Source organism: Rhodanobacter sp. IGA1.0, assembly GCF_040208325.1.
GTDB classification, from domain to species: Bacteria; Pseudomonadota; Gammaproteobacteria; order Xanthomonadales; family Rhodanobacteraceae; genus Rhodanobacter; species Rhodanobacter spathiphylli.
Genome location: NZ_CP157948.1, coordinates 2670803 through 2682567, shown reverse-complemented (window position 1 = coordinate 2682567; position 11765 = coordinate 2670803). Strand labels below are relative to the sequence as shown.

Sequence of the window (11765 nt, the reverse complement as noted above, 5' to 3'; positions counted from 1 at the left end):
CGTCTTGACAGCCAGCGGCCTGCTCAGCAAACTACGCAGCTCACGCCCGAATAGCTCAGCTGGTTAGAGCACTTGACTGTTAATCAGGGGGTCGTTGGTTCGAGTCCAACTTCGGGCGCCAAATGCAAGCAGGGGTCGGCAGTCATGCCGGCCCTTGTTCTTTTTGCGGAACGCAAAAATCGCCGTGTCGCAGGGTAGTGCGACGACGTGACCGGCAGGCCGGGCCGCAGAGACGGCCGGCATTGCGTATCATCGCGGGGTATCCGCAGCGCGCCGGTGGCGGTATGCCGACACCAGCGCGCCTGGTCCGATTCGCGCGATTTTGCAAGGTCTCCCATGCGCCGCAACAACCCGGCAGGCCGCCTGCCCGAGCCACCGAATCCGATTGCCGACGACGGCGACGAAACCCATTTCTGTCGCACCTGCGCGTTTTCCGGCGCCTGCATTGCCGAAGGTTATGGCAAGCCCGAGCTGCTGGAACTCCATTGCCTGGTCGAGCACGTCGGGCCGTTTCATGCCGGCGAGCACGTCTTCCGCACCGGCGATCCGTTCCGCTCCATTTTTGCGGTGCGCGCCGGCACGGTGAAGACCAGCATGGTCGACGCCGAGGGCCACGAGCAGGTGCTGGGCTTCTATCTGCCGGGTGAGGTGATCGGCCTCAACGCGATCTATCCGGATCACTTCCCCTGCGATGCGGTGGCGCTGGACACCGCCTACTTCTGCCGCTTCTCCTTCCCCGCGATGAGTGCGCTGGCCACGCGCATGCCGGCGGTGCAGCAGCGCCTGTTCAGCCTGATCAGCAAGGAGCTGGGCATGGCCACCCTGCTGGCCGGCGACCACAACGCCGACGCGCGCATGGCCGCGTTCCTCACCGACCTTGCCCGGCGTTACGAGGAGCGGGGCTTCTCCGGCACACGCTTCCACCTGAGCATGTCGCGCGGCGACATCGCCAACTATCTGCGCCTGGCCGCGGAAACCGTGAGTCGCGTGCTCAGCCGTTTCCGCCAGCAGGAACTGATCGAACTGGAAGGCCGCGAACTGGTGTTGCGCGATCCCGAGCGCCTGCAGCAGCTCGGCAGGAACCTGCTTCCGCGCTGAGCGATTTTCGATGCCTGTGGCGGCTTGACGCACGCGCAGTTTTCCATCGGCAAAGATGACTTGCGTCAAGCGCGGTTTTCGACGCCTCCCTACGATTTCGTCCAGAAACCACAGGGAGAAACCCATGTCACGTTCGTTGTTACTCGTTCTTGCCGCGGCGGGTGCGTTGACGCTGGCCGGCTGTTCGGGCAAGTCGTCTTCGGTGTCGCCGGTGGGGGAGGTTGCCGCCAGTCCGGCCGCGATCGCCGCCACCCACGGCGACTTCGGCCCGCCCCAGGGCGAGCCGATCCACGCGGTGCTGACCAGCCCGCCGCACGTGCCGCCACCGATCCATCGCAACCATCCGGCGAAAGTCATCGTCGAGCTGGAAGTGGTCGAGAAGGAGATGCCGATTTCCGAAGGCGTCAGCTACACCTTCTGGACCTTCGGCGGCACCGTGCCGGGCAGCTTCATCCGGGTGCGCCAGGGCGACACGGTGGAGTTCCACCTGAAGAACGCGCCGGACAGCAAGATGCCGCACAACATCGACCTGCATGGCGTGACCGGTCCGGGCGGCGGTGCGGCCTCCAGCTTCACCGCGCCGGGCCACGAGTCGCAGTTCACCTTCAAGGCGCTGAACCAGGGCATCTTCGTCTACCACTGCGCCACCGCGCCGGTGGGCATGCACATCGCCAACGGCATGTACGGCCTGATCCTGGTCGAGCCGCCGGAGGGCCTGAGCCCGGTCGACCACGAGTATTACGTGATGCAGGGCGACTTCTATACCACCGGCAAGTACCGGCAGAAGGGCCTGCAGCCGTTCGACATGGAGAAGGCGATCGACGAGAACCCGACCTATGTGCTGTTCAACGGCAAGGAAGGCGCGCTCACCGGCGACAACGCGCTGACCGCCAAGACCAACGAGACGGTGCGCCTGTTCGTGGGCAACGGCGGTCCGAACCTGGTGTCGAGCTTCCACGTGATCGGCGAGATCTTCGACAAGGTGCAGCCCGAAGGCGGCACGGTGGCGCAGCACAACGTGCAGACCACGCTGATCCCGTCCGGCGGCGCGGCGATCGTGGAATTCCACACCGACGTGCCGGGCAGCTACGTGCTGGTCGACCACTCGATCTTCCGCGCCTTCAACAAGGGCGCGCTGGGCATCCTCAAGGTGGATGGCCCGGAAGACAAGTCGATCTACTCGGGCAAGGAAGTGGACTCGGTCTACCTGGGCGACCGCTCGGAGCCGAACCTGAAGGCGGTGACCACGGCAGCCAAGGCGCATGCGGCCGGCACGCTGACCAAGGAAGAGCAGATCGCCGCGGGCAAGCAGCTGTTCACCGGCACCTGCTCGGTCTGCCACCAGGCCAACGGCGAAGGCCTGGCCAACGTGTTCCCGCCGCTGGCGAAGTCGGACTTCCTGGCGGCCGATCCGAAGCGGGCGATGACCATCGTCACCCACGGCCTGACCGGCAAGGTCACGGTGAACGGGCACGAGTACGACTCGGTGATGCCGCCGATGAGCCAGCTCAACGACGACGAGGTGGCGAACATCCTGACCTACGTGCTGAACAGCTGGGGCAACCCGGGTGGCCAGATCAGCAAGGAAGAGGTGGCCAAGGCACGTGCCGCAGCAGTGCCGGCCGCACCTGCCGGACACTGATGCCGCGGTGAAATGCAGGTATGGACGTCCATACGGCCATACCTGACAGACCAAAAGACAACGCCGTCCGCATGGACGGCGTTGTCTTTTGGGTGGACTGCGCGGCGCGTTGTCACAGTGGTGGCATCCCTCGCCATGACTTGACCGAAGTCAGGTCGGGTGCGCCCCCGCAGGCAGAGACTGCCGCCAACTACAAGGGAGCAACGCGATGAAGCACACGAGAAACCGTCTTTCCATGGCCTGCCTGCTGGCCATCGTGGCCATGCCGGCCTGGGCGGCGGGCGAGTCCGCCAGCGTCACGCCGGCCACCACGTCGGCCACGCCTTCGCTGCAACTGGAGTGGGATGCCCGCCTGCGCCATGAAGGCGTCGATGATGATGCTTTCAACCGCAACGCGAGCGCCGACACCTTGCGCCTGCGGCTCGGCCTGCATGCGGAGTTTGGCCACGGCTGGAGCGGCCTGCTGGAAGGCGCTGGCGTGGCCAGCGCCGGCGATCGCTACAACAGCGGCGCGAACGGACAGAGCCAGTATCCGGCGGTGACCGATCCCAAGGGCAGCGAGTTCAACCAGTACTGGGTGCGCTGGCAGGGCAGCCAGGTCGCCGCGACGGTGGGTCGCCAGCGGCTGCTCGTCGACAACCAGCGCTGGATCGGCAACAGCGGCTGGCGCCAGCACGAACAGACCTTCGATGCCGTCGCCCTGCAATGGCAGCCGTGGTCCGCGTTGACGGTGAACTACGACTGGCTCGACCGCGTGCATCGGGTGGCCGGCGATGATGCGCTGAATCCGCTGGCCCGCGAGCGCAAGCTGAATACCCATCTGCTCAACGTGGCGTGGACGCGGGGCACGCAGCAGTTCACCGGTTACGCCTACCTGCACGATGACCGCGACGTCGCCAGCGCTTCCAGCGCCACCTACGGCCTGCGCTGGAACGGCAAGGCCCTGCGCGATGGCAACGGACTGGGCTGGACGGTGGAGGGCGCGCGGCAATACGAGCATGCCGACAATCCGCTGAATTTTGCGCACAGCTACTGGCTGCTTGAACCGAGCTGGACGCAATCCGGCATCACCGCGAAGCTGGGCTGGGAACACCTGGGCGGCAACGGCGTGCATGCGCTGCAGACGCCGCTGGCCACGCTGCACGCGTTCAATGGCTGGAACGACCAGTTCAACGTGACGCCGGCCGGTGGGCTCGACGATCGCTACGTGGGCGTCAACGGCAACTTCGGTCGCGCCGGCCTTGCCGGCAAGCTGGCGTGGACCGTGGTGTGGCACGACTATCGCGCCGATCGTGGCGGCCGTTACGGCAGCGAATGGGATGCGTCGCTGGCGTTCCCGCTGGCAAGCGGACTCAGCGGCCTGGTCAAGCTGGGCAACTACCAGGCGGACGGCTTCGGTCGCGACAGCGCCAAGGTGTGGTTGCAGCTGGAGTGGCGTGGCCAGCATGGCTTGGCCGGCGCCCGCTGAGACGACCGGCGGCGGGCTGCGGGCGGGTTGACCCAGGTCAGCGCGTCCGCAGTGCATCCGCGGTCTGATGGCGACATGCAGAACACCCCTTCCACCGTGTGCGGCGTCGCTGACGCGCCGCTGCTCGAACTCGATCTGCGCGACCTGCCGTCGCCGCAACCGATGATGCGCGCGTTGGCCGCCGCCGACGCGTTGCGTCCGGGTCAGGCCGTGCAGGTGCTGACGCCCTTGCTGCCCACACCGCTGCTCGACCTGCTGCAGGCCCGCGGATGGCCGGCAACCGCAACGCTGCTTGCCGGCGGCGGTGCCCGCGTGCTGATCCGCTGTCCGCTCGGCGATGACGAAGCTGCGGCTTGACCGGGCGCCGGCCGCGCCGCTGCCGCTGCGCTTCCTGCTGACGGTGCCGTTGTGGGGCGTGCTGGCCGGCGTGCTGCTGATCGTCGACGGCGATGTCGCGCTGCGGACGCGCTGGAGCCCGGCCACCCTGGCACTGGTGCACGCTTTTACCCTCGGCGTGCTGGGCAATGCGATGTTCGGCAGCATCCTGCAGTTTCTTCCCGCGGCCGCTGGCGTGACGCTGCGCGGTGGCGAGCGATCGGGCCGCTGGCTGCATGGCCTGTTCAACGTCGGCGTGCTGCTGCTGGTGGCCGGCATGCACCAGCGCTGGCCTTTCGGCCTGATGACCGCGGCGATGGTCCTGCCGGCTGCCTTCGTCATGCTGGCGCTGATGGTGGTGCCCGGACTGCTGGCGGCGGCGGGACAGCGACTGCTGCGCGCGGGTTTCGGCGTGGGACTGGCGTCCGCAATCGCCACCGCCGTGCTCGGTGCCGTGCTTGCGCTGGGCCTGGCCGGACGCCTCGCCGTTCCGCTGATGGCGTGGACCGACGTGCATGCCAGCTGGGGCGTGCTGGGCTGGATCGTGGTGCTGTTGGCCACCGTGGCACGCGTGGTGATGCCGATGTTCCAGGGCACCGGCAGCGTGCCCGAAGCGGCGCAGGCGACGTGGCTGGCTGGTGTGGTCGCGATGCTGGTGGCTGTTGCCGGCCTGCGCGCAGGCAGCGCGGTGGCCGGCGTGGTTGCCGCGCCCGTGCTGATCTTCGCCGGCGCCGGCCTGTGGCTGCAGTGGCGCGCGCCGCGGTTGCGCCGGGGACCGCTGGTGGACAGCTGGCGTGCAGGACTTATCGCGCTGGCATGCGCCGCGCTGGCCTTGCCGATCGCGCCCGGCGGCATGCTCGCCGCCAGCGTGGGGCTGGGCCTGGCGCTGCCCTTGCTGGTGACCGCAATGATGCTGGAGATCGTGCCCTTCATCGGCTGGATCGCGCTGCATCGCCACTGCGGTCGCGGCATCCAGCTGCCCGGCGTGCAGCGCCTGCTGCCCGAGGCGGACAAGCGTCGCGTCCTGCTGGCCCAGCCGCTGCTGCTGTCGTTGCCGGCCGCGATGGCCTGGCCGTCCGCCTCGCTGGCACGCGTGGCCGGCGTGGCGCTGGTGCTGGTGTGGTCATTGACGGGCTGGACCCTGCTCGGCGCGGGCCGTCGCGCCAGGCACTTTCTGCGCTCGCTGGAGAAGTCGCGATGAGTGTTTCGACAGGAGAGCGGGCCGTGATGCCCGGCGCCGGACGGTTTGCGCTTGCCCGCGTACGTGCGGCGATCGATCGCGTCGACGATGGCCTGATCGTGTTGCTGGCCACGCGTCGGCGGCTCGCCGCGATGGCCGGCCGGTTGAAGCCACGCAGCGGTGTGCCGTCGCGTGACCTGTTGCGCGAGCAACAGGTTCGTCGTCGCACGCAGGCGCTGGCGCGTCGACTGCAACTGCCGGCGGACACCGCGGCGCGGATGGTGAACCTGGCGATCGCCGATGCCTGCGCGCGGCAAGGCCTCGCCGTTGACCTGGGTCAAGGCGTCCACGCCATCGATCCACGCATGATGCCGCCCACCATGCGCATGCCCTCAGCTCCCGCTTCCATCACGCCGCGCCTGCTGCGCGTGCTGCCGCCGCCGCAACGCGTGGCGCCACTGTTGCGCGTCCTGCCGGTACGCTGGCAGCAGCGCCTGCTGGAAGCGGCGATGCAGCGCGTGCTGGCCACGCCGATCCGCGACGGCTCGCTGGAGTTCATGCGCGGCCGTCGGCTGGCCATCGAGGTCAGCGACCTGCGCCTGCGCTGGGTGCTGGCGCTGGAAGGTGATCGCCTGCAGGTGGTCGACGACGAACCCGAGGCCAGCGTGCGCGGCAGCGCCACCGACCTGCTGTTGCTGGCCGGCCGGCTGGAAGACGCCGATACGCTGTTCTTCCAGCGCGCGCTGGACCTGACCGGCGATACCGAGCTTGGCCTCACCGCACGCAACCTGCTGGAGCGGCTGCCGTGGGAATCGGTGCCGCTGGGCCTGCGCATCGCGCTCAATCGCGGTGCCCGGTTCGCCCGCGCGGCGCGTGCGGCGCATCGCGGCGAGTCCGCCTGACGCTTCGTTTCTTTCCTCGGCAGCGATCACCATGACTGACCTCGCAAACCTGCCCGTGCCGGTCTGGCGCGACGAACTCGAACACGACTACGCGGCGCTGGCCGAGCGGCTGGAGCCGCTGGTGCCATGCCTGGAAATTCCGTTGCACCTGCCGTGGATCGAGGCGATCAACCGGCTGAAGAAGCAGCGCGGCGCGGTGATCATGGCGCACAGCTACCAGTCGCCGGAGATCTTCCACGGCGTGGCCGACATCACCGGCGATTCGCTGGGCCTGGCCCAGGCCGCGGCCGACTGCGACGCCGAGCTGATCGTGCTGTGCGGCGTGCACTTCATGGCCGAGACCGCGAAGATCCTGGCGCCGCACAAGACCGTGCTGCTGCCCGACCTCGAAGCCGGCTGCTCGCTGGCTTCCTCGATCACCGCCGCCGACGTGCTGGCGCTGCGCGCGCAACATCCGGGCGTGCCGGTGGTCAGCTACGCCAATACCTCGGCCGCGGTGAAGGCGCAGTCCGATGCGATCTGCACTTCGGCCAACGCGGTGCAGGTGGTCGAGTCGATGGGCACGGACCAGGTGATCTTCCTGCCCGACGAATTCCTGGGCCGCCATGTCGCCAAACAGACCGCCGTGGAAATCATCCTGTGGCACGGCCGCTGCGAAGTGCACGAGCGCTTCACCGCGCAGGAAGTGCGGCATGTGCGCGAGCAATTCGGCACCCGGGTGGTGGCGCACCCGGAATGCTCGCCCGAGGTGCTGGCCGAGGCCGATTTCGTCGGCTCCACCACCGCGATGGGCAAGTGGCTGGCGCGCGAAAGGCCGGCGCGCGTGGCGATGGTCACCGAGTGCTCGATGGCCGACAACCTGAAGTCGCAGTTCCCGCAGACCGAGTTCATCAAGCCGTGCAACCTGTGTCCGCACATGCAGCGGATCACCTTGCAGAACATCTACGCCTGCCTGCGCGACTTGCGCCACGCGATCGAGATCCCCGCCGACGTCAGCCAACGCGCACGCGCAGCGCTGGAGCGCATGCTGGCGGTCGGTCGGCGCGAACGCGTGTGAGGCACGCACGCCTGCCGATCGTGGTGGTGGGCAGCGGCGTCGCCGGGCTGGCGACGGCGCTGGCCGCGGCGCCCGCGCCGGTGCGCCTGCTGTGTCGCGCCCATGACGGCTGCGGCAGCGCCAGTGCGCTGGCCCAGGGCGGCATCGCCGCGGCGCTCGATCCGCGCGACAGCCCGGCCGCCCACGCGCACGACACGCTGGTGGCCGGGGTGCAGCACAACGACGCGGCGATGGTGCAGTGGCTGACTGCCGAGGCGCCTGCGGCGATTGCCTGGCTGCAGGCGCAGGGCGTGGCGTTCGATCGCGATGCGCTCGGCGGTCTTCAGCTGGGCCGCGAAGGCGGCCACGGCGCCGCCCGCATTGCGCATGCCGGCGGCGATGCCAGCGGTGCAGCCCTGGTGCAGGCCTTGCGCGCACGGGCGCAGGCGGCCGTGCATGTGCAATGGCGCGGCGGCGTCGATGTCGATGCCCTGCTGCTGCGCGAAGGCCGCGTGGTCGGCGTGCGTACCCGCGACGAGCGCGGCCGGCATGAGCCGGTGGAGGCGTCCGCCGTGGTGCTGGCCACCGGCGGGATCGGCGCGTTGTATGCCCGCAGCAGCAACCCGGCAGGCGCCGATGGCGCGGGGCTGGCGCTGGGGCTGGCCGCCGGCGCCGCGGCGCGCGACCTGGAATTCGTGCAGTTCCACCCCACCGCGCTGGAGGTGGCAGGTCATCGGCTGCCCCTGATCACCGAGGCCTTGCGCGGTGCCGGCGCCCGCCTGCTCGACGCCGCCGGCAACGCGCTGATGGCCGGCGTGCATCCGCTGGGCGACCTGGCGCCGCGCGACGTGGTGTCGCGGCGCGTGGCCGCGGTGCAGACGGCCGGAGGACGTGTCCGCCTCGATGCAACCGGTGTCGATGGCGACTGGGAGCGGCGTTTCCCCACCGTGCTGGCGGCCTGCCTGGCGCATGGCTTCGATCCTCGCCACGCCGCGCTGCCGGTGACACCGGTGGCGCATTTCCACATGGGCGGGCTGGCCACCGACGCGGACGGGCGCACCAGCGTGCCCGGCCTGTACGCGGTGGGCGAGGTGGCCTGCAACGGCGTGCACGGCGCCAACCGGCTGGCCAGCAATTCGCTGCTGGAGGGCGTGGTCTGCGGCCGGCGCCTGGGCGAAGGGCTCAGCCACGCGGCGGAGCCTGTCGTGGCGGGAACGGTGCGCGTGGTCGAGCGCGGCCCGAGCCTGCCGCCGGCCGAGCTGGCCATGTTGCGCGAGCTGCTGTGGCATGCGGCCGGCCCGATCCGTGAAGCCCGTTCGCTGCGCGATGCGTGGCACGCCTGCGAGGTGCTGGCCGAGGCCGGCTGGCAGGCGCAGCTGGGCAAGGCGCTGCTGCGCGCGATGCGCCTGCGCACGCGCTCGCTGGGCGCACACTGGCGGGAAGATCGCGGCTGTCCGTCCTGACACACCGCCCACTACCACGACAGCTTTTCAGTGCGCACGCGTACGGCATCGCGTTGATGCGCGTCAAGACAGGAGGGCGCTCAGCTGGCACACTGGGCGTTCCTCACCCCGCGAGTATTTCATGACACGTCCTTCCTCCTTCGACTACGAACAGCTGCGCGCCTGCGGCCGCGGCGAGTTGTTCGGTGACGACAATGCCCGTCTGCCTTCGCCGCCGATGCTGATGTTCGATCGCATCACGCGGATTTCCGAGGAAGGCGGTGCCTACGGCAAGGGCCTGATCCATGCCGAAATGGACATCCATCCGGACCTGTGGTTCTTCGGTTGCCACTTCATCGGCGACCCGGTGATGCCTGGCTGCCTTGGCCTGGACGCGATGTGGCAGCTCAGCGGCTTCTTCCTGCCGTGGCTGGGCGAACCCGGCCGTGGCCGCGCGCTGGGCGTGGGCAACGTGAAGTTTTCCGGCCAGGTGATGCCGACGGCCAAGCTGGTGCGCTACGAGATCGACATCCGCCGCGTGATGCGCGGCAAGCTGCGCCTGGTGATCGCCGACGGCAAGACCTTCGTCGACGACCGCCTGATCTACGAGGCCAGCGACATGCGCGTGGGCCTGTTCCAGTCCACCGAGGGTTTTTGAGATGCGTCGCGTCGTCGTGACCGGCATGGGCATCGTGTCCTGCCTGGGCAATGATCTGCAAACCGTGACCAGCGCCTTGCGCGATGGCCGCAGCGGCATCCGCGCGATGCCCGAGTACGCCGAGCTGGGCTTGCGCAGCCACGTGGCCGGCGTGCCGAACATCGATCTCGACGCGGTAATCGATCGCAAGCTGAAGCGCTTCATGGGCGACGCCGCGGCGTTCGCCTATGTGTCGATGCGTTCGGCAATGGAAGATGCCGGACTGGACGCGGACCAGGTGCGCGACCCGCGCATCGGCGCGATCGCCGGTTCCGGCGGCGGCTCGCCGCGCTGGCAGATCGAAACCGCCGACCTGCTGCGCAACAAGGGCGTGCGCAAGATCGGCCCGTACATGGTGCCGCGCACGATGTGCTCGACGGTGTCGGCCACGCTGGCCACCACCTTCGGCATCCAGGGCCTGAGCTATTCGATCTCCGCCGCCTGCGCCACCTCGGCGCACTGCATCGGCGCGGCCGCCGACCTGATCCGCCACGGCGCGCAGGACGTGATGTTCGCCGGTGGCGGCGAAGAGGAACACTGGGGCATGACCTCGCAGTTCGACGCGATGGGCGCGCTGTCCAGCCATCACAACGACACGCCGGTCAGCGCCTCGCGCCCCTACGACACCAGCCGCGACGGCTTCGTCATCGCCAGCGGCGGCGGCATGCTGGTGCTGGAGGAATACGAACACGCCAGGGCGCGTGGCGCGCGCATCCATGCCGAGCTGGTCGGCTACGGTGTCACCTCCGACGGTGCCGAGATGGTCGCGCCGTCGGGCGAGGGCGCGGTGCGCTGCATGAAGATGGCGCTGGCCAACGTCAAGGCGCCGATCGACTACCTCAACACCCACGGCACCGCCACGCCACTGGGCGACATCGTGGAGTTGAACGCGGTGCGCGAAGCGTTCGGCGACGCGGTGCCGCCGCTGTCCTCGACCAAGGCACTGACCGGCCACTCGCTGGGCGCCGCCAGCGTGCACGAGGCGATCTACAGCCTGCTGATGCTCAACGGCGGTTTCATGGCGGGCTCCGCCCACATCAGCGACCTCGATCCGGCAGCCGCAAGCTTCCCGATCGTGCGCGAAAGCCGGGAAGCGAAGCTGGCCACGGTGATGTCGAACAGCTTCGGCTTCGGCGGCACCAATGGCACCCTGGTGTTTGCCAGGGTCTGAGCCCGCGCGTCCTGCGGCTGCCCTCGCGGCAGCCGCTCCATTCTTCCGAGCTTCTCCGCATGTCTCCCACGGCCGCGCCCGCGCTCTCGCGTGACTCCACCCTCGGCGAGGAAATCGCCAACAGCATCAGCCATGGCCTCGGCCTGCTGCTCGCCGTGGCCGGCCTGCCGATCCTGGTCATTGCCGCACTGCGCAGCGGCAGCACCACCGCGGTGGTGGCGTCGACGGTGTTCGGGGCCAGCGCGATCCTGCTGTACCTCGCGTCCACGCTGTACCACGCGATCCCGCATCTGCGGATCAAGGAACTGCTGCAGCGCTTCGACTACGCGGCGATCTACCTGCTGATCGCGGGCACCTACACGCCGATCGCGCTGGGCGTGCTGCGTGGCGGTTGGGGCTGGTCGATGCTGGGCGTGATCTGGGGCCTGGCCCTGCTGGGCGCGATCTTCAAACTTGCCGTCGGCGCGCGTTTCCATCGGCTGTCCACCGCGCTGTACGTCGCGATGGGCTGGGCGGCGCTGATCGCGATCCGCCCGCTATGGCTGCACATGGCGCCGGGCGGCCTGGCCTGGCTGCTGGCCGGCGGCCTGGCCTATACGCTGGGCGTGGTGTTTTTCCTGCTGCACGAACGCCTGCGCTACAGCCACTTCGTCTGGCATTTGTTCGTGCTCACCGGCACCGGCTGCCACTACTTCACGGTGTTGCGTTATACGTTTTGAGCGTGGTGCAGCGTGCTGCCTGTGAACTTGCGTGC

Annotated in this window: 11 protein-coding genes and 1 tRNA gene; all 12 read left to right on the top strand. The window is 69.0% G+C overall.

The genetic code is table 11. The features are described 5' to 3' along the window. Positions 1-44: 44 nt before the first annotated feature. Positions 45-121, top strand: a tRNA-Asn gene (locus ABNK63_RS12180). 215 nt (positions 122-336) lie between these two features. Further along, positions 337-1098, top strand: coding sequence for a helix-turn-helix domain-containing protein (locus tag ABNK63_RS12175; RefSeq protein ID WP_007807994.1), 762 nt, complete (start codon positions 337-339; stop codon positions 1096-1098). Between the two features lie 124 nt (positions 1099-1222). Further along, positions 1223-2740, top strand: coding sequence for a copper-containing nitrite reductase (gene nirK, locus ABNK63_RS12170; protein ID WP_350015775.1), 1518 nt, complete (start codon positions 1223-1225; stop codon positions 2738-2740). A 208-nt stretch (positions 2741-2948) separates the two neighbouring features. After that, a complete protein-coding gene (locus ABNK63_RS12165; protein ID WP_350015774.1) occupies positions 2949-4208 on the top strand; it encodes an alginate export family protein in 1260 nt (419 codons plus the stop codon). 75 nt (positions 4209-4283) lie between these two features. Next, a complete protein-coding gene (locus tag ABNK63_RS12160; RefSeq protein WP_056717133.1) occupies positions 4284-4565 on the top strand; it encodes a DUF2249 domain-containing protein in 282 nt (93 codons plus the stop codon). Continuing rightward, positions 4546-5784, top strand: a complete 1239-nt coding sequence (locus tag ABNK63_RS12155; RefSeq protein WP_350015773.1) for a hypothetical protein — start codon at positions 4546-4548, stop codon at positions 5782-5784. The genes ABNK63_RS12160 and ABNK63_RS12155 overlap by 20 nt, the downstream gene beginning before the upstream one ends. Next, entirely contained in the window at positions 5781-6665 is an 885-nt protein-coding gene (locus ABNK63_RS12150) for an SCP2 sterol-binding domain-containing protein (RefSeq protein ID WP_350015772.1), read from the top strand. The genes ABNK63_RS12155 and ABNK63_RS12150 overlap by 4 nt, the downstream gene beginning before the upstream one ends. Positions 6666-6696: 31 nt before the next feature. After that, positions 6697-7722 (top strand): quinolinate synthase NadA, encoded by a 1026-nt coding sequence (nadA, locus tag ABNK63_RS12145; RefSeq protein ID WP_350015771.1) that lies wholly within the window; start codon positions 6697-6699, stop codon positions 7720-7722. Beyond that, complete coding sequence (locus tag ABNK63_RS12140; protein WP_350015770.1) at positions 7719-9164, top strand: FAD-binding protein; 1446 nt, start codon at positions 7719-7721, stop codon at positions 9162-9164. The genes nadA and ABNK63_RS12140 overlap by 4 nt, the downstream gene beginning before the upstream one ends. Positions 9165-9285: 121 nt before the next feature. Continuing rightward, the gene (fabA, locus tag ABNK63_RS12135; RefSeq protein ID WP_007807788.1) at positions 9286-9801 is read left to right on the top strand and encodes a 3-hydroxyacyl-[acyl-carrier-protein] dehydratase FabA; all 516 of its coding nucleotides are present in this window, start codon (positions 9286-9288) and stop codon (positions 9799-9801) included. A 1-nt stretch (position 9802) separates the two neighbouring features. Further along, a complete protein-coding gene (fabB, locus tag ABNK63_RS12130) occupies positions 9803-11011 on the top strand; it encodes a beta-ketoacyl-ACP synthase I (RefSeq protein WP_007807789.1) in 1209 nt (402 codons plus the stop codon). A gap of 59 nt (positions 11012-11070) precedes the next feature. After that, complete coding sequence (locus tag ABNK63_RS12125; protein WP_007807790.1) at positions 11071-11730, top strand: hemolysin III family protein; 660 nt, start codon at positions 11071-11073, stop codon at positions 11728-11730. The last annotated feature ends 35 nt before the right edge of the window (positions 11731-11765 follow it).

Bases quoted from the DNA above. Each gene is read 5' to 3' on its own strand.
- ABNK63_RS12175 (WP_007807994.1), top strand. From the start codon at position 337: ATGCGCCGCAACAACCCGGCAGGCCGCCTGCCCGAGCCACCGAATCCG.
- nirK (WP_350015775.1), top strand. From the start codon at position 1,223: ATGTCACGTTCGTTGTTACTCGTTCTTGCCGCGGCGGGTGCGTTGACG.
- ABNK63_RS12165 (WP_350015774.1), top strand. From the start codon at position 2,949: ATGAAGCACACGAGAAACCGTCTTTCCATGGCCTGCCTGCTGGCCATC.
- ABNK63_RS12160 (WP_056717133.1), top strand. From the start codon at position 4,284: ATGCAGAACACCCCTTCCACCGTGTGCGGCGTCGCTGACGCGCCGCTG.
- ABNK63_RS12155 (WP_350015773.1), top strand. From the start codon at position 4,546: ATGACGAAGCTGCGGCTTGACCGGGCGCCGGCCGCGCCGCTGCCGCTG.
- ABNK63_RS12150 (WP_350015772.1), top strand. From the start codon at position 5,781: ATGAGTGTTTCGACAGGAGAGCGGGCCGTGATGCCCGGCGCCGGACGG.
- nadA (WP_350015771.1), top strand. From the start codon at position 6,697: ATGACTGACCTCGCAAACCTGCCCGTGCCGGTCTGGCGCGACGAACTC.
- fabA (WP_007807788.1), top strand. From the start codon at position 9,286: ATGACACGTCCTTCCTCCTTCGACTACGAACAGCTGCGCGCCTGCGGC.
- fabB (WP_007807789.1), top strand. From the start codon at position 9,803: ATGCGTCGCGTCGTCGTGACCGGCATGGGCATCGTGTCCTGCCTGGGC.
- ABNK63_RS12125 (WP_007807790.1), top strand. From the start codon at position 11,071: ATGTCTCCCACGGCCGCGCCCGCGCTCTCGCGTGACTCCACCCTCGGC.